The organism is Chloracidobacterium sp. (assembly GCA_016720705.1).
Classification (GTDB): domain Bacteria; phylum Acidobacteriota; class Blastocatellia; order Pyrinomonadales; family Pyrinomonadaceae; genus OLB17.
Map to the genome: position 1 here is coordinate 1455591 of JADKKB010000007.1, position 18217 is coordinate 1473807.

At 52.6% G+C, this 18217-nt stretch carries 13 protein-coding genes; 1 reads left to right on the forward strand and 12 read right to left on the reverse strand.

From position 1 onward, the window contains the following. Nucleotides 1-19 precede the first annotated feature (19 nt). The 10 genes from IPQ00_13705 to IPQ00_13750 form a co-directional block, all read right to left on the reverse strand. Nucleotides 20-2308, reverse strand: a complete 2289-nt coding sequence (locus IPQ00_13705) for a family 20 glycosylhydrolase (GenBank protein MBL0241617.1) — start codon at nucleotides 2306-2308, stop codon at nucleotides 20-22. Between the two features lie 133 nt (nucleotides 2309-2441). Next, nucleotides 2442-3017: a transposase gene (locus IPQ00_13710; GenBank protein MBL0241618.1), complete on the reverse strand. Its 576-nt coding sequence runs from the start codon at nucleotides 3015-3017 to the stop codon at nucleotides 2442-2444. Nucleotides 3018-3185: 168 nt separating this feature from the next. Continuing rightward, on the reverse strand, nucleotides 3186-4142 hold the full coding sequence (locus IPQ00_13715; GenBank protein ID MBL0241619.1) for an RluA family pseudouridine synthase: 957 nt from the start codon (nucleotides 4140-4142) through the stop codon (nucleotides 3186-3188). Continuing rightward, nucleotides 4135-4950, reverse strand: coding sequence for a prolipoprotein diacylglyceryl transferase (gene lgt, locus IPQ00_13720; GenBank protein MBL0241620.1), 816 nt, complete (start codon nucleotides 4948-4950; stop codon nucleotides 4135-4137). The genes IPQ00_13715 and lgt overlap by 8 nt, the downstream gene beginning before the upstream one ends. Nucleotides 4951-4996: 46 nt before the next feature. After that, a complete protein-coding gene (locus tag IPQ00_13725) occupies nucleotides 4997-5227 on the reverse strand; it encodes a four helix bundle protein (GenBank protein ID MBL0241621.1) in 231 nt (76 codons plus the stop codon). Nucleotides 5228-5261: 34 nt separating this feature from the next. Then, the gene (lspA, locus tag IPQ00_13730; GenBank protein MBL0241622.1) at nucleotides 5262-5795 is read right to left on the reverse strand and encodes a signal peptidase II; all 534 of its coding nucleotides are present in this window, start codon (nucleotides 5793-5795) and stop codon (nucleotides 5262-5264) included. 3 nt (nucleotides 5796-5798) lie between these two features. Next, complete coding sequence (locus tag IPQ00_13735) at nucleotides 5799-6233, reverse strand: hypothetical protein (GenBank protein ID MBL0241623.1); 435 nt, start codon at nucleotides 6231-6233, stop codon at nucleotides 5799-5801. Nucleotides 6234-6241: 8 nt separating this feature from the next. Next, nucleotides 6242-9100 carry an isoleucine--tRNA ligase gene (ileS, locus tag IPQ00_13740; protein ID MBL0241624.1) on the reverse strand — a complete coding sequence of 953 codons (2859 nt, stop codon included), beginning with the start codon at nucleotides 9098-9100 and terminating at the stop codon, nucleotides 6242-6244. Between the two features lie 269 nt (nucleotides 9101-9369). Then, entirely contained in the window at nucleotides 9370-9687 is a 318-nt protein-coding gene (locus IPQ00_13745) for an ATP-dependent Clp protease adaptor ClpS (protein MBL0241625.1), read from the reverse strand. A 180-nt stretch (nucleotides 9688-9867) separates the two neighbouring features. After that, nucleotides 9868-13374 (reverse strand): glycosyltransferase, encoded by a 3507-nt coding sequence (locus IPQ00_13750; GenBank protein MBL0241626.1) that lies wholly within the window; start codon nucleotides 13372-13374, stop codon nucleotides 9868-9870. A gap of 211 nt (nucleotides 13375-13585) precedes the next feature. On the opposite strand from IPQ00_13750, the gene IPQ00_13755 reads away from it, so the two are divergent. After that, nucleotides 13586-16630, forward strand: coding sequence for a sigma 54-interacting transcriptional regulator (locus tag IPQ00_13755; protein ID MBL0241627.1), 3045 nt, complete (start codon nucleotides 13586-13588; stop codon nucleotides 16628-16630). Between the two features lie 8 nt (nucleotides 16631-16638). On the opposite strand, the gene IPQ00_13760 is transcribed toward IPQ00_13755, so the two are convergent. Next, nucleotides 16639-17016 carry a hypothetical protein gene (locus tag IPQ00_13760; GenBank protein ID MBL0241628.1) on the reverse strand — a complete coding sequence of 126 codons (378 nt, stop codon included), beginning with the start codon at nucleotides 17014-17016 and terminating at the stop codon, nucleotides 16639-16641. A gap of 17 nt (nucleotides 17017-17033) precedes the next feature. Continuing rightward, nucleotides 17034-18182 (reverse strand): aminotransferase class V-fold PLP-dependent enzyme, encoded by a 1149-nt coding sequence (locus tag IPQ00_13765; GenBank protein MBL0241629.1) that lies wholly within the window; start codon nucleotides 18180-18182, stop codon nucleotides 17034-17036. Nucleotides 18183-18217: the final 35 nt, after the last annotated feature.

An 18217-nucleotide genomic window follows, 5' to 3' on the forward strand; every position in this document is an offset into this window, starting at 1 on the left:
TTATTGACACCTCCCGGGTTTAATGAACCAATTCGCCGCCGTTGATATTTCGCCAATTCTGACCCTTGATCGCCCACCGGATCCGCCAGAATGCTTCGCCCCCGCTATGGTTGTATCGCAGCGAAACCTTATGCCAGCCAGCCCTAAGCGGCACCACGCCGGAACGCACTTTCCGCTCGGCCGTTCCCGCGTTGTCGAACAATTTCTCGCCATCAACGCTGATGCTTGCATCCCAGGTGGAGTCAGCCTGAAACTCATAAATGCTATCGATCGGCACATTGAGGTACCCGTCGAATGCGACAGAGTATGTGCCTTTCGGATCGACCTGCTTGGCAAACTGAGCAAGGCCGATCGACCGTGATTCCCCGGTAATGGGCACTGGATCGCGCCCTGTTTCAACGCCCGCGGCAAACAACGAGTAGGCAACGCCTGCGGCCTTACCGCTTGGTTCGGCAGGTTGTAGCCATTTGTGGCGAAGCAGCGTGGCTGTATAGACCGAACTCTTGCGGCCCGAGGCTAATACGACCACGGCTTTGACGTCAACACGACCATTTTCGGCGAGCGCGATCTGTATCGGTTTAGTGTACGTGGTGCTCCTTTCGTCGGGCGTCGTGCCGTCGATAGTATAGAAGACACGTGCTCCGGCGAGCGGAGTCGAAAGATCCATTTCCGCCAGTTCGCCATCCGCGAGAACCTTGTTCACGAGGCCTGTCGGGACGGGAATTCGATAACTCACGTTCTGTTTGTCGAGTCGTGCGTATTGCGAGACCAAGCGTCGCTGAAAGTCAGCAAAACTCTTGTCCTCAGGCCTCGACCATACTGATTCGGCGATGGCGAGCATTCTGGGGAAAGCCATGTACTCGACGTTTTCGGGTGTTTTCAAATACTCGGTCCAGATATTTGCCTGGCCGCCGAGTATGTATTTGGCTTCGTCAAACGACAACTCTTTCGGCACCGGATCGAACGAATAAACTTTTTCGAGCGGCAGCCAACCACCGATATTGGTTGGCTCGGTTGCCGGATCGCCCTGGGCATAATCGAGGTACGCAAAATCGGTCGGCGTCATCACCACGTCGTGTTTTGCCTTTGCCGCCTCGATGCCGCCTTTCATTCCCCGCCACGACATAACGGTCGCGTTGGGTGCAAGGCCGCCCTCGAGGATCTCGTCCCAGCCGATCATCTTTTTGCCGCGTTTATTTATGTGTTTTTCGATGCGGCGCACAAAGTAACTCTGTACTTCGTGCTCATTCTTAAGGCCCTCGCGTTTCATCAGGTCCTGCACGAAAGCCGATTCTTTCCAATGGTCTTTGAGCACCTCGTCGCCGCCGATATGTACATAAGGCGAATCCGGGAACAGAGCGATCGTCTCGTCGATCACATCTTCGAGAAACTTAAATGTCTCGTCCGTCGGGCAGAATACTTCCTTAAAGATGCCCCACGTTTTCTTAACTTCATACTTATAATCAGCCTTGCAGCCAAACTGCGGATACGCCGCGAGTGCCGCCGACGCGTGGCCCGGCAGTTCGATCTCAGGCACGACCGTAATGTAACGCTCTTTGGCGTATTTCACGACATCCTTGATCTGTTCCTGAGTGTAAAAACCCTCGACCGGCACGCCGTCGCCCTTGAAAGCCGGTGTGTAATTGCCGACGTGCGACTCGCTCCGCTTTGATCCGATCTCGGTCAGCTTAGGATATTTCTTGATCTCGATCCGCCATCCCTGATCGTCCGTCAGGTGCCAGTGAAATGTGTTGAATTTATATTGCGACATCAGATCGATGTACTTTTTAACAAACTCAATCGGCATAAAATGCCGGGACACGTCGAGGTGCATACCGCGGTATGCAAAGCGTGGCTCGTCAACTATTTCAAGTGATGGAACCCGCAACGGCTCACTCGAATTCGTCGGAAGTAGTTGGATGAATGAATTTACACCGTAGAACAGACCGTTTTCCTCTCCAAGCACGCGAATTCGCTCGGGCAAAACAGCGAGCATATAACGATCCGAATTCGGAGTTATTCCAGGAGCCGCTCCAAATTTCTCTATGGTAATCAGATTTCGCTTTTGTTCTTTTGAAACAATTTTTAACGTAAACCCATATCTCACCGATAAAATTTGGTTCAGAAGATTCGCTATTCGTATTGAAGCATCATCTTTTGCCAGTATCTTCGTATCACGCTTCAGATCGAAATAACCATTCGATGTTCGAATCTGGGCAGGCTTCGGTACAATATTGACCCCATCAGCCTGACCAAAAACCGCAGGAACCAACATCAGCGTAAACACTAAAATTGCTAAGAGTTTCATATTCATCACATTGACTGGAACGCGGACACCCTCGTCCGCAACGCCGGTTCCTCCGGCGTGATGTATTTGGATAACCACGGACGTCTGGCTGCAAAATACGCAGCCGTGAAGGCGAGGGCGCCTGCGTTCCCGGCTATAGCTTTAAGTTTGCACTGCAGTACGGCCATTCTTCAGGCAACTTGCATAGTCTCGCCTTGACCGGATTGTTTTCAATATAGGCGATTGTACTCGCAAAATGCTTGCTGTCGCGAATATAGCGATCGAAATATTCTCTTGCCCAAAATTGGCCCGTTCGCTTTAGTATTTCGTTGGCTGCGTGAGCAGTGTAGGATTTGATCGAGTGCACTATTTCGGGAACCGTCACCCCTGACTCCGGTGTCAGCAGGATGTGCCCATGGTTTGGCATGATCACCCACGCGATCAACTTATATCGTTTGCCGTCCCATTTCAATATGGTGTCCTGCAGAACGTTCGCGATGCGGTGATCGCGGAGGTGACCGGCACCGTAATTTTGATCAAGGTAGACCTCGATGCGGCGGCGATGGTCGGCGTCCGTGATCTCTCCGCCGCGGAGTTCCGCATGCCATCTATCAAGCACGTCCTGCGGGAGCGAATCGGCAAGGCGAAAGGTTATGAACTGGGTAAATCCCTCCTTGTCGAAATGAGGAAGATAGCCGCGACTGTGCCAAAATCGAGGGTCTTTGTCCATTGGCGGTATTGTAACTCAATCCGGTGCCGGGAACGCAGGCGACCCCGCCTGCAAGCGTGCAACGCACGCTGACGAACGCGGAGGAAATTCAAGTTGAAAATATCTAAACACCGTCACGCCGGAGGAACCGGCGTTGCAGGCGAGGGCGCCTGCGTTCCAGTCAAATAGTTACAACAATTGCAAAAACTCTCTCAATTCCGACGGCAATTCCTGAGTAAATTCCATTCGCTCGCCGGTTTTCGGGTGGGTGAACGAAAGCCGTTCGGCGTGGAGGAAAAAGCGACGCATGGTGACGACGGCATTGCGGACATGGATGTCGGCGATGGTGTTGTCACGGCCCTCGTTATAGATCTCGTCGCCGACGACAGGGTGATTGATATAACCCATATGAACGCGGATCTGGTGCGTACGGCCGGTCTTGATCTCGACGTCGAGCAGCGTAAACTTGGTGTAACGCTTACGCACTTTCCAGATTGTGACGGCACTGCGGCCTGTGCCGGCGACCTTCATCCGCAGACGGTTGTGCTTGTTGCGGCCGATCGCGGCCTCGATCTTGCCACTATTTTGCTCGGTCGGGCCGTGGACGAGAGCGATGTACGATTTGAAAACCAGGCGTTTGCGAAACTGCTCAGACAGGGCCTCATGCACTTCGTCATTTTTGGCGACCACGATAAGCCCCGAAGTATCTTTATCAAGACGATGAACGATACCGACGCGGCCGCGGGCCTGAGCCTCGACCGACTGTTCGGAAAGGTCAAAGTGAAACGCGATCGCGTTTGCCAGCGTGCCGGACTGAACACCTGCTCCGGGGTGGACGATCATGCCGGCGGGCTTATTGATGACGGCTAGATCGTCGTCCTCAAAAATAATGTCGAGCGGAATATTTTCAGGCTCAAACCGTGCGACCGGCACCTCGACCAGATCGACCTCGACGACGTCGCCATCGCGCAACTTGTACGAAGATTTGACCGCCCGATCATTGACCAGAACGTCTTCGTTTTCGACTAGACGCTGCAGACGCGAGCGAGACCAACCGTCAACGTGTTCGGCAAGATAGGCGTCGAGGCGCATTCCCGTCTCGTCCGACGTTGGATTTAGGATAAAAGATGACGGTTCTTCATTCACTGGCAATTTGGTTTGGCAATTCGTTAGCCCGCTTGAGCCTTATGACCATGAAAATAAGCGACCCGGCCGCAACCAGCAGACTTATTATCTGCGAAGTCGAAAAGCCCGTTAAGGTCGTCAATCCCCAAAGATCGCCGCGCGGATCGTCGCGGATGAATTCGATCGAAAATCGAAAGATCGAGTAAATTATGCCGTAGGCGATAAGGACCTGGCCGTCAAATTTTTTCTTGCGGTGAAGGTAGAACAGCAGGCCGAAAACGGCCAGCATTGTAAATGATTCGATCAACTGGGTCGGGTGCAGATAGAGGTCCTCGTTGCTCGGGCCGTACATCGGGACGCCGGTGTATTCGTGGCCTTTGTCGGTAAAATGGACACCCCAGAACCAGTCGGTCGGCTTTCCCCAGCAGCAGCCGGCGGCAAAGCAGCCTTGACGGCCGAATGCCTGACCGAGAGCAAGGCCCGGCACAAGAGCATCGGCGACCTTCCAAAACGACAATTTGTAAAAACGTATCAGAATGACGAGCGTGAAAAACCCGCCCAAAAGCCCGCCGTAATAGACTCCGCCCGAACGTAGAAAATCGAGCGTAAAAACGTGTACGTCCGGCTCGACAAAGTACATCAGCAATTTGGAGCCGACAAGTCCGCCGACCAAAACCCAAAGGCCAAGGTCGTAAATGCGCTCGCGCGGCAAACCATCGCGGGCGGCAAGTCGTGACGCTACAAAAAGAGCCAGCAACATACCGACCGCCAAAAAGATGCCGTAGGTCGTTACCGGAAATGTGCCGATGCGAAAAAGTTCAGGATACATCTCTTAAAATTCGAAAGTCGAAATTCAAAATTCGATAGCTTTGCGACTATAAACTCGACTTGATAGTTGCAGAGAATCGGGTCAACATATTACAAATAGATTCAAGATCAACTCTTAGACTATCAGTTTCGGCATAATCGAGATCTTTTGCCAATCTTAAATAATACCTGCATTCTTCGAGTGAACCCTTAGCAATTTTAAAGAATCGCAATTTGCCCCTCTTTCCTTCCTTACCAAATCCCTCGGCAAAATTGGCCGGTATCGAGATCACTGCCAGATATCCAAATCGTCAAATGTCCGGTTGGGCAATGTTAACTCGACACCTCAGAATTTTGACTGTCGATTTTTGAATTTTGACGATCTCGCTTGACGAAGAACATATCGATCAGCAAAAGCCCCGCACCGACGCAGATGGCGGCGTCGGCGACGTTGAATGTCGGATAATGCCACGCACCGAATTGAACATCAATAAAATCAACGACGAAACCTAGCCTTATACGATCGGTCACATTACCGACAATGCCGGCGAGCAAAAGTGCCAGAGGGCCAAGAATTCGGTCATCACTTCGCGGCGTTCGCCAAAAAAAGTAGAGCACTAGAGCCGCGGCGACAAACGCAACTACCGACAGGCCCCATCGGCCCGTGTCGCCGTGATCATCCAGCATCGAAAAGGCGACACCCGGATTTTCCGCGTAAGCAAAGTTTATGAAGCCCGAGATTAGCGGCCTATCACCTTCGAAACGCAAAATGCGAGTCGCCCAGGCCTTGGAGGACTGGTCGATCAAGAATACGCCGCCCGCGATGACGAGATAGCCAAACTTCCAGAATATGTCTTTCTTATTCACTAGTTACTCAGTATAAGGGAAAATCGCCTTAGGTGCTTTGTACCGCCGCCACCAGTCCGCGTAACAGACGTCGGTACAACCGATCGCAAATGTTACGACCTTCCACTTCCCGGCCGTTTTTTTCAACACTGCAAAGAAATTATTGTCGAACATATCTGCATCCTTTGCTTCCTGATATTTGGTACCCCTGTAGTTCGGTTGGCCGCCTTCCGGAGTTTGCGGATCGCCGCCGATGAACGCCCAGTTGCCCGATACGTTGAAATGTTGGGCGGCAAATACGATTTTTTGTTTGAGATCGCGCTCGACCGGCACGCGAAGTGCGGCGAGTATGGCCTTGCGTTCGGGTGAACCCGTTTCCGGGGTGTAAACCGACTGAGCCAAAGATGCTCCCGCTACGAGTAACACGAAAATCAATGAAAATTGAAGTTTAGTAAACATATCAACTCCTATACGCCCATCGCCGCAACTATTTCCGGCAAAGCATCGGAGCAGCGTTCGCATACTGTTGGAAACTCCGAAACTTCCCCAACGCGGGTCGAGTAGTTCCAGCAGCGTTCACATTTTTCGCCATCGGCCGCAACGATCTCAACCGCGAAAGCATCGCCCTCGTGCACTTCGACCTGCGAAACAATAAGGATGTATCGCAATTGATCGTAATAATTGAGCAAAAATCTCGCAGTTCCGCCATCGACGGTCAAGATCACCTTGGCTTCTAGCGGCGAGCCGATACGCTTTTCATTTCGGGCGGCCTCAAGTGCCTTCATCACATCGTCGCGGATTGCAAAGATGCGTTCCCAGTTTGCCATCAATTTTGCATTGTCAACGTCGGCGAGGGCTGGAAATTCGCCTATATGGACCGAACCAACCTCGCGGGCGGGTAGATTTTCCCACGCCTCGTCCGAGGTGAACGCCAGGATCGGCGCAAGCAAACGGCAAAGCGTATCAGTGATCTGATAAAGAGCCGTTTGAGCCGAACGCCGTCCGACTGATCGCGGCGCAAGGATGTACAAACGATCCTTGATTATGTCGAAATAGCGAGCCGACAGCGTAACGGTACAAAAATTATAAAGAGCGTTATACGCCGCCTGAAAATCATATTCAGCATAGGCGGTAAGCACCTTGGCAGTGACTTCGTCCAGTCCGGCAAGTGCCCATCGGTCGATCTCGAGTATTTCGGAGGACGCGACCGAGTCAGTCGCCGGATCAAAATCTATAAGGTTGCCGAGTGCGTACCTCAGCGTGTTGCGGATCTTACGATATGCATCGACCACGCGCGAAAGTATCTCGTCCGAGCAGCGGACATCTTCCGTGTAATCGACTGCGGCCGCCCACAGACGCAGGATCTCGGCACCGGATTTGTCTATGATCTCCTGCGGAGCGGTGACATTGCCGATCGACTTCGACTGCTTTTTCCCGTCACCATCGACGACCCAGCCGTGCGTGATGATCTGCTTGTACGGAGCCTTATCGTGAGCCGCTATGCCGCAGCTTAGAGACGAATTAAACCAGCCGCGGTACTGATCGCCACCCTCGAGATAGACGTCAGCCGGAAATCGAAGTGTGTCACCGCGAGTTTCGAGAACCGCGACGCAGCTTGAACCCGAATCGAACCAGACGTCGAGAATGTCGGTTTCCTTTCTGAAATCCGAACCTTCGCACTTGGTGCACTTGTAGTTAGCAGGCAGCAGTTCGCTCTCGGGACGGGCGTACCAAGCATCGGCCGTTTCGAGCGCAAAAATATCCGCGACGTGATCGATCACTCTTGGGTCGGCGACCGCCTCCTCACAACCGGTACAGTAAAATACCGGGATCGGAACGCCCCACGAACGCTGACGTGAGACGCACCAGTCGGGCCGTCCCTTGAACATATTCGACATACGGCCCTCGCCCCACGCCGGATGCCATTTGACCTTTTCGATCTCGTCGAGCGCTCGCTGCCTGAGGCTGCTGTCGCCGACCGTCTCGTCCATCGAGACAAACCATTGCGGCGTCGCTCGGAATATCACCGCGTTTTTGCAACGCCAGCAATGAGGATATCGGTGGTCGTATCGTTCGACGTTTAGCAAGGCTCCGCTGTCGCGCAAAAATTCGACAATCTTGGGATTCGCCTCAAATACACTAAGTCCGGCAAAATGCTCGACCTCAGCCGTAAATTTGCCGGCCGCATCGACCGGAGCATAGACGTCGAGCCCGTATCGCTTGCCGACCGCAAAATCGTCTGCACCGTGGCCCGGAGCAGTATGGACACAGCCTGTGCCCGACTTGCCTGATGCTTTGCTCTCGTGTCGTGCGTCAAGTTCAACTTCGGCGTCGGCTTCGCCCAGCGTGACGTGATCGGCATTCATTATCAGCGAAGTACGGTCGAGCCACGCGTGCTTCGCTTCGAGGCGGTCGAGTTTGGAGCCTTTGAAACGGGCGACATCTTTATATTCTGTAAATCCGCAGGTCTCGGCAAATGCGGCGGCGAGTTCAGACGCGACGATATAGACGTCAACTCCGACCTCGATAGCCGAATAGTCATAATCGGGATGTACCGTGATGCCGAGATTTGCCGGCAACGTCCACGGTGTCGTTGTCCATATAACGACCGAAACATTCTTGCCAGACAACGCATTGTCGATCAACGCCGGATCGGATCGCAAAGGAAACTTAACATAAACCGACGGCGACGAATGCTGTCGATACTCGACCTCGGCTTCGGCAAGTGCGGTCTGATCGTGGATGCACCAATATACGGGCCGCAGGCCTTTATAGACATAACCACGCTCTAGAAACCGGCCGAACAGACGAGCCGTCGATGATTCGTACTCAGCGGACATTGTCAGATACGGCGTCTTCCATTCACCTAGAATGCCCAGACGCTGAAAATCGCGAGTCTGTCCGGTCATTGCCGTCGAGGCGTGTTCACGACAGATCCGGCGAAAGCTCGATACCGGTATGTCAGCCTTATTCTTGCTCTTTTCCGCCAATTTCTTTTCGACAAGCGTCTCGATCGGCAGCCCGTGGCAGTCATAGCCCGGCACGTACGGCGCATCAAAACCCATCATCGAACGTGATTTCACGACGAAATCTTTCAGGATCTTGTTGAGAGCCGTTCCGATATGGATGTCTGCGTTAGCATACGGCGGGCCGTCGTGGAGGATAAATTTCTCCCGTCCCTTTCGCGACTCAGCGATCGAGCCGTAGAGGTCCATTTCGGTCCACTTTTTAAGGCGGGCGGGCTCGCTTTGGCCAAGATTCGCCTTTTGCGAAAAGTCAGTCTTTGGCAGATTAACGGTCTTTTTGAGATCTAAAGCTTCGGTCATATGTCAGTGATCGGCTTTTGGCAGACTTAAAAGCTGCTGACGCCGTAAAAACTCTTATTTTATCATTTTCGCGGGCGTAACCGTATTTTGCGGATCGTAATTGAACAAGTCCCAAGCCTTTTTCGCGGCTTGGGACTCAATCGATCAAAATCTAAGGCTTCGGCCCGGCTCTCTACGGCGCAAATTTCCTGACGGCAATAATACAAATTGTTGTTTGAGAGCCCATAAACAAGGGAGATACTAGCATACCGTCTGAACTTTCGAGAAGACTATTCTTCTTCGACCGTACACAGAAATGGGTATTCGCGGGCTTTCGCCAGATTTATCGCCTTTTCGGCTTTCATATTAGCGATCTCGTAAGGGTAAATTCCGGCAAGACCGATGCCGTCGTTGTGAACCTTGAGCATAATGCTGATCGATTCGGCCTCGTCACGCATAAAGACGTACTGCAGCACAAAGACGACAAAATCCATTGTCGTGAAATCGTCGTTGTGCAGGAGTACCTTGTAGAGCTTAGGCTTTTCGAGCTTAACGTCGGCCTCGGTCAACACCTCGCCGCCGCCATCAATGTCCGGAAAATCAGGCATAGATAAAATCTACCATAATCGAGTATGTTCGCGGTTGGATGGAACAAAGAAGATCGGAAGTTTATTGCTGAACTTTGCTACATATAAGCACAGGTAACAACCACAACCCCTATTCTTATCGGGGTCGATCGGCACCATTCAGCGACTAAAACTTCTACGGCAAACTTTTCTTGGCTACTTCTAAACCCTCGCCGTTACAGTCGCCTTTCGTTCAAGTTTACCCCAACCGACTACAGCACCGCGGATGGCCGTCCAGACCGATTTGACCATCACCCAGTACATCACCTGGCGGTAACCACAACGCTGTATGACGAGCCATCCAAGCAGTTTTTTCTCTTCGCCTTTTTCCATCAGGAACGCGGCGAATGCTCCAAACCAGTCAACGGCCAGAAACAGAGCGTAATAGAAAATGACCTGATTCAGATTAGTCGGCGTCGTAGAATATTCCTGTTGGTGCTCGAGGTAGCCGATAAGTGCTCCGATGAGCGACCAGATAAACATCAGATCCATCAGCGGTGATATCAGCGGGAAGAGAACCTGAAATATCCAGACGTTGGGCATCGCCACAAAGCCGAGCGTGCCATATCGCGGATTGAGCAATGCATTTTTGTGCTTCCACATACACTGCAGTGTTCCGTACGACCAACGAAATCGTTGTTTTGCGAGATTTCTGAGACTGTCGGGTGCCTCAGTAAGGCCCACCGCATCTTCCTCATAACCTATCGTATAGCCTAGTTTTCGTACCTGGATCGTGAGGTCCTGATCTTCGGCAAGCGTGTCGGACGAAAAACCGCCCGTCTCTTCAAGAACTGTCCGCCGCCACGCCCCGACCGAACCCGGAACGACCGTGATGCAATTAAGCGACGCAAAAGCGCGGCGGTCAAAATTTTGTGACGTAACGTACTCCAACGCCTGCCACTTGGTGACGATATTGATGCGGTTGCCCACCTTGGCATTGCCGGCGACAGCACCGATGCGTTCGTCCGCAAAACGATGAGCCAGAGCCGCGATCGTTCCGGTCGCGAACATCGTGTCGGCGTCGAGACCGATGATCACGTCACCCTTAGCTAGTCGCCAGCCGAAATTCAAGGCCTCAGCCTTGCCTCCGTTTTCCTTTCGATGGACCGAGACTTTGGGGTTGTCGCCAAATGTCTTTTTCGACAGCTCAAATGTATCGTCCGTCGAACCGTCATCCACCACAATGATCTCAAAATTAGGATAGTCAGATGCGAGCAGACTCTCGACCGTACGGACGATGACCTTTCCCTCATTAAATGCCGGAACAATGACCGAGACCGGCGGTTGAAACTGCTCGCCAAAATGCGTCAGTTCGCGCCGCCGCGAGCGGACATATTGTGCAAAAGCGAGAATACCGATGACCACCATTCGCCCGAGTCCCAGGATAATGCCAAGTAAAAACAGCCAACGCATCAGCCAGCCGGCGACCGAAACGCCGTAAAATACGTATCCATCGGCCTTTGTATAAAATGATTTGTCTTGCGGAACGGGCGGCATTGCCTGATCGGGAGTCATATTGGCAAGTTCGGCGACGGTCGTGAATTCGTATCCGCGGCTGCGAAGCGCGTCTATGAGCTTTGGCAACGCCTCGACCGTGGCGGAACGGTCGCCGCCGCTATCGTGCATCAGCACAATGTTGCCGCGTTCTTCGGGTGTGGTGATGGCAACCTGCCTTAGGACCTCGTCGACCATCTGATCGGCGGTGTGCGGCGTGCCGTCGTCGTTATTGAGTTTCCAATCATCCGGGTCGAGGTGCAAGCCGATCGAAATGTAACCGAGGTTTTGTGCCTGCGTGGTCGGTTCAACCTCGTCGGGCGTTCTCGGTTCGGCATCGCCGAAATATGGTGCACGAAAAAGGCGTGTCGAGTGTCCGGTAAGCGATTCGATCAGGCGCTGAGTGGCGTTGAGTTCGAGGTCGGTGACGGCCCTCGGCACTTCGCCTAGATTCGGATGCGTGAATGAGTGATTTCCGATCGTCTGGCCCTCAGCCACGATCCGCTTAACGATATCAGGATTTGTCTGTCCATTTTCGCCGAGAATAAAGAAGGTCGCTTTTACATTTTCCTGTTTTAGAATATCGAGTATCTTCGGCGTCCACACAGGATCCGGGCCATCGTCGAAGGTCAGAGCGATCTTACCCGGTTTATCGCCGGTTCGCTGGATAACGTACGAAGAAGGTATCTGCCGATAGATCTGATCGGTGATCATCCCGTCGGCCGCAACTGTCAGATCGCGCGTTCCGTCCTGCGGTTCTGCGGTAACCTGCAGTATCTCGCCGGTGCCCTGAAAATCGACGTCGTAGCCATACTTGATCGTTTTAAGGTCTTCGGCCGAAGCGTGTCGCTCACCGGAGCCGAACACCTTCCACAGCGATGGATCTTCGCTCCCGAGACGCCAGAGTGCAAAGCCGGCTACCTTGTATGGCTGAGCACTTCGCAACTCGTTATAGGCTGTCGCCGCGTCCAGAAACCAGATGGTATGTTCCTTGCCATCGTCTTCGGAGTACGAAAAATATGGGTTTTTCGAAGTCGGATCAAATTTTATCTCGGTCGGCGAATCGAGAGATTCCTTCGCGGCCAGTAGCGACTGCTGGAAAGAAATATCCTCGCCCTCCTTCTCGTTCTTGGTCCAGTTGTATCCGTAGTTGCCAAAGCAGATGATCGTTTGCGCTGGCGAGAGCTCAGCCATACGCTTCTTTAAGATCGATTCAAACCAGTCCTGCCCGGCGATCGGCCCAGCACCGCCTGTCGACCAATGCTGATCGTAGGCCATCAACATCAAATAGTCTGTGACGCCGGCGTATGCCTTGTAGTCCCAGTCGGGATTGTCGAACGGGACAGCCTGAGCGAGGATCAACCCCCGAGTCTGAAACTCAGCCCGAAGCTCGCGCATAAATGTAAAAAGTTCGGACTGCGATGCCTCCGGTACTTCCTCAATATCGATCGTGAGGCCGCCGAACTTGTATTTTTCAATACTTTGCAAAAGTGCAGCTATTAACTTTTGCCGCTGAGCGTCGGTGGTGATCGACCTTTGCAAAATTTCCGAATTCCACTGCTCATTCTTATAGTTTTGCAGTAACGGCAGGATGGGCATCTCGGGCTTTGTCCGCTGGATAAAATCAATAGCCTCGTCCTTTATGTCCAGTACGAGCGGATCGCTCTCATCGCCCGAGAGTCTTATCCATTCCGGCACGAGCCAGTCGAGGTTGTTAATATTAGTTCTCAACGAAGCCATACTGGAATCGTCCCAGTTTACATAGAAGCCGACCGCCAACGGATTCCCGTCGTTAGTCGCGCGGACGATCGCGGCCGAAGTTTCCGAACGGATTAGCTTAGCGGCTCCCGCCCGTTGGGCTCGTGCATCTTCACGGCGTTTCTTTTCTAATCGAGCCTTATCGCCGACCTGTTTCGCGATCGTCTCGGCCTTTGTAAGTGCGGGTCTTTCCGGTGGATGAAAATTTATGTCCGATTGCTGAGGTAGGACTGCGACGGGTTTTAGGTGTATCTGAGGCAGAAAGGGATTGACCAACACGCTGATCACGAACACCGACAGAAGAACTGTTATAACAATCGCACCAAAAATACTCAGATAGTTAACGAATTGGCGGCGCCTGCCTCGTTTGTCGGAGAACACCGGTTTACCAGGATCCACAATTTTTTCGATTTTCATAGTGTGGACGCTCAGGCCATTCCTCGACACAACACAGACATACGCAAATTCTATACGCTTTGTTTGCTGCAATAAATAAAAATATGGACGTTTGCTCGATCTTCTGTTAGATTTCAGTTGCGCTGTTTACTAAGTATTCAATTAAATAGTTTTGTTGGGCTGATTAATGAAATCGGGCGACGATTGTCCGTTTCATTGGCTATCCGATCAAATGAGTAAAGGTCAGCTTCTGAAAGGCGAAATTGTGGGACATCAGTCGGGCGGCCGGCTCGATGCTATATTTAAGAGTGTCGGCCAGAAATTGCGCGAGGGACGATCGAGCGAAGCTGAAAAGATACTTTTATCCGCGATCGATGAACGGTCGAATACTCCTGACAATTTTGCCAACTTAAAACGTCTTTTGTCTTTCACGCTCGAGACCGCCGGCAGATACGTCGAGTCGCTCGAGGCCGTCAAGCCGTTCGAAGACGAAGAAAACCTCAGAGAACTGTCGATCGAGACGCAGGTGCAGGTGATAACCCAGCTTGCGATCGCATATAACAATGGCAATGAACAGCCAAAGGCCGTTACGCTCTTAAAAGAAACGCTCCGAAAGGCCGAAGATAGTAACCTCCGGCATCTTTCCGGTTCGATCGATATTGCGCTTGCACGCGTGTATCGAAAGCTGAATGAGTTTCCAATAAGCCGGGATTATGCTCAGAAGGCACTTGTCCATTTTCGCGAAAACGGCAACTGGCTCGGTATGGCCGAGGCGTATCGCGAGATTGCGAACAGCTACCATCAGGAAGGAAACAGTAAAAGGGCGGTCGATAACTTTGAACTCGGCATTAAGATCATCGGCGGTAACGATGCCCCGTTTATGCTTGGCAAGCTATATACCGATATGTCCGGAGCATATTGGTTTCTCCGCCAACCAAAGGACGGTATTGCCTGCCTCGAAAAATCTATTAAGTTCTTTGACCAAACCGAGCACGCCCTTAATACGGTCATCGCTTATAACAATCTCGGCATCAATCTGATGCTTATCGGCGAACTTACAAAGGCCGAGGTAATGATCGAACGGGCGCTCGAGATCGCAACCATTCGGGACCACGTACACATTGCGGGCATATACGATTCGTTAGGCGAACTCAACATTATTCGCGGTAATCTCGATCTTGCAGAGCAATTTTTGGACAAGGCCGTGGCATTTGCCGAGAAGCGCAATCATCAGTGGTATCGGGCACAATCGATGCGCAATCTTGCCCGCTGCTACCTCGCCCAGGGCAAAGAGAAAAAGGCGATCTCCAAGGCTATTGAGACGATCAGCTTGTCTGCTGCGATCGGCGACCGTCATTACGCAAAAATGGCCGGGCTTGTGCTTGCCGAAAGCTATCTTCGCCGCGGCGAGATCGAAGAATGTGAGAATTCACTAGCGGTGATCGAGGCAGATGATCCGTCCACGGATTTTTTTGTGCTCGGCAATATTCAGCGTATACGCGGACTGGCACTGCTTGAACAGGACGACCGAGAGTTGGCGATCCATCATTTCAGTCGCAGCCTGACTATTTTTGAGGCAGCCGAGGATCTCTATCACACCGGACTCGTCCATCTTTTGCTGGGGGCAAATCTCGACGCTCGAAATGCGACGCGTGCCAAGCGCCATCTGACCACCGCATTGGAGATTTTTAGAAAACTCGGCGACGGGCCACACACTGCGGCGGCGGCCAAAGAAACTGAACGGATCGAGCACAACGCCCCGGTCGAGTCACCGGGTGCGGAGAAGCGGGCGAACTCGGTCGTATCTCAACTCCTGATGGTCCGTCTAGCGGAGGCAACTGCGACCCGAGAGTTGCTATTTCGTGAATTGGTGGCCGTGCTGCAGCAGGAGAGCAATGCCAAAAGGCTAGTCATTGCCCAGATTAACGATCAGAAGCAGCTTTACCCGTTTATCACACACGGATACTCGCCGCAGGAGAGCAACGAACTTGTCAAAAAGTTTGGCGACGCCCAAAAGGCTCAGGACGAAAAGACGTTTTGTCGTGTGAAGAACATTGCCGTCTTTCCGCTCCGCGGGACGGCGGCGCAACCGGCGTTTTTACTGATCAACCCGCAATCCGGTGCGGTACTCAACGACGATTCCTCACTGCAACCGCTGCTACGTGTCGTCGAACTCGGGATGGATGTTGTTGCGCTTCGCGAAAAAGATAGATCAACGCCGACGGAGCAAGAGGTCAGCCCATACACATCAAATAGCTTGATGCCCGGTTTTATTCATTCGTCACCGGCAATGACGGCACTGGTTGAGGACGTTTACAAGATCCGTTCGTCCGACGTCACAGTTTTGGTAACCGGTGAGTCCGGAACAGGCAAGGAATTGGTCTCACGGGCGATCCACACGCTTTCTAACCGAAAAGACAAGATCTTTGTGCCGTTCAACTGCACGGCCGTGCCAAAGGAACTCGCCGAAGGTCACCTTTTCGGTTACAAAAAAGGAGCTTTTACCGGAGCCGTTCAGGATTCGCCGGGCGTGATAAGGACAGCCGACGGCGGCACGCTCTTTCTGGATGAGGTCGGTGACCTGCCGATCGACGTTCAGCCCAAGCTTTTAAGATTTTTACAGGAAGGCGAGATCCAACCGCTCGGCGATAAACAGCCGATGAAGGTCGATGTGCGGATCATCGCTGCGACCAATATGCCGCTCGAGGAAAAGGTCGCCGACGGAACATTTCGCGAGGACCTATATTATCGGCTCAATGTGATACGGCTCCGCGTACCTCCCTTGCGCGAACGCAGGGCGGAGATTCCGCCCATCGTCAATTACTACATCAACCACTATTCGTCCCGGTTCGGTAAACATAACATCACATTTACGCCGCAGACGGTCGACCTTTTGATGGTGTGTAATTGGGCAGGTAATGTCCGTCAGCTCTGCAATGAGATACAGCGTATCGTCGCCCGTGCAGTCGACAACGAAGTGATAACGCCCGAGCACCTTTCACCGGAGCTAAAGCGGAGTGCGCAACCGCTAACACCGCTTGACCTGCCCGATAACGTCAAGCCGATCGCGTCATATGACGGCGTTTACTCGCCATTTGCCAATATCTCTGCCGGAGGGACGCTTGAAGACGCAGTTTCCGAACTCGAAATGCAGTTGATCAAGGCCTCACTAACTAAGCACAATTGGAATATTTCGCGTGTCGCAAATGAATTGGGCCTGACCCGTCGCGGGCTTTATCTAAAGCTGACCAGATATGGGATCGCGAAAGCAAGCTGAATCGATCGTTAAAGGTCGATACACGCTCCGCGTTTCCAGCGCGTTAGAGACAACTTTTGCCGAAGGTCGCGGTAGACGACTACAGTGACTGTACGGACCGACCTTCGGCCCTCGCGAACGCTCATACAAATACGGTAGTTGAGCCCGGCGACGACCTGGGTTTCGGCTTTTCGTATATTCAATATCGTGATCCGCTTACCGGTATTTTTGCTGCGTGTCCTCACCGCAAATGCGGCCGCTTTCTTGACATTGATGTCGGTGATCGAAGCATTGGCGTAGCCTCCGGTCATAGGTTCGTCCGTTTGGGCCGAAACCGTTGTAAAGGCAGCACTGACGCCAAAAACGAGTGCCAATATAAATGAGCAAAATATTAATTGTCTTTTCACAGAATTCTCCTAACTATTCAATTTCCCGCAATACTTTTAAGTTCGGCAATAATGTCGGGTAAGATATCGACGACGCGGTCGATTTCGGCTTGGGTGTTGTATCTGCCGAGCGAAAACCGGATCGATCCCATCGCCCGACTGTACGGCACTCCCATCGATTGCAGAACGGACGACGACGAACTTTCTTGCGAGTGGCAAGCAGATCCGGTCGAAACGCAGACCCCTGCGACATCTAACCGGGCCATTATCATAGCCCCGTTAATATTTTCGAACGAAATGCTTGAGGTGTTGGGCAAGCGATGCTCGGCCTGATCTGTTCCGTTCCGGAATGCTTTGGGTATCGTCGTCAGGATCCCTTGTTCTAATCGATCCCGCATTTTTTGCACGTGAGCGGTGGCGGGATGTTCAAGCGCCAATTTGGCGGCGGCGCCGATGCCGGCGATCTGGTGAACTGCCTCGGTCCCGGCCCTTCGACCCGATTCCTGGCCGCCGCCGAGCATAACGGCCGGAAGGGCGATGCCGTCGCGAATGTACAAAACCCCTATCCCCTTGGGGCCGTGAAACTTGTGCGCGGCGACGGCCAAGAGATCTATCGAGGCTTTCGTAACGTCGATCGGCACCTTACCGGCGGCATTTACGGCGTCGACGTGAAACAGCGCATTGGAACGCTGTTTTACTCCAAGGCCGATCTGCTCGATCGGAAACAAAACTCCTGTTTCGTTGTTGGCCTGCATTACCGAGACAAGTAATGTTTCGTCGCCGATCTCAGCCAATAGACGCGAAACGTCCATATTGCCATCTGCATCGACCTCGATACGAGTGACGCGATAACCGCGTTTCTCAAGTTCGTCGATCGGTTTTCGAACCGCTTCGTGCTCGACCACCGTCGTGATTATATGCCGCTTTTCCGGCCGCATTTGAGCCGCGCCAAAGATCGCCCAATTGTCAGCCTCTGTACCCGAAGCAGTAAAAACGATCTCGTCGGTTCGCACTGCTCCGACCAACTCGGCGACCTCGGCCCTCGCTTTGTCGACCGCGATTCTCGCTGATCTGCCGATGTTGTGGGCGGAAGACGGGTTTCCGTAGACACCGCGCAGGGCATCGTTCATGACGTCTAAAACTTCCGGTGCGACCGGCGTAGTTGCATTATTATCTAGGTATATCATCAGCTTTATGCGATTCGTCGGCTCAATTATGTCAC

Bases quoted from the DNA above. Each gene is read 5' to 3' on its own strand.
- IPQ00_13705 (MBL0241617.1), bottom strand. From the start codon at position 2,308: ATGAAACTCTTAGCAATTTTAGTGTTTACGCTGATGTTGGTTCCTGCG.
- IPQ00_13710 (MBL0241618.1), bottom strand. From the start codon at position 3,017: ATGGACAAAGACCCTCGATTTTGGCACAGTCGCGGCTATCTTCCTCAT.
- lgt (MBL0241620.1), bottom strand. From the start codon at position 4,950: ATGTATCCTGAACTTTTTCGCATCGGCACATTTCCGGTAACGACCTAC.
- IPQ00_13735 (MBL0241623.1), bottom strand. From the start codon at position 6,233: ATGTTTACTAAACTTCAATTTTCATTGATTTTCGTGTTACTCGTAGCG.
- ileS (MBL0241624.1), bottom strand. From the start codon at position 9,100: ATGACCGAAGCTTTAGATCTCAAAAAGACCGTTAATCTGCCAAAGACT.
- IPQ00_13745 (MBL0241625.1), bottom strand. From the start codon at position 9,687: ATGCCTGATTTTCCGGACATTGATGGCGGCGGCGAGGTGTTGACCGAG.
- IPQ00_13750 (MBL0241626.1), bottom strand. From the start codon at position 13,374: ATGAAAATCGAAAAAATTGTGGATCCTGGTAAACCGGTGTTCTCCGAC.
- IPQ00_13755 (MBL0241627.1), top strand. From the start codon at position 13,586: ATGAGTAAAGGTCAGCTTCTGAAAGGCGAAATTGTGGGACATCAGTCG.
- IPQ00_13765 (MBL0241629.1), bottom strand. From the start codon at position 18,182: ATGATATACCTAGATAATAATGCAACTACGCCGGTCGCACCGGAAGTT.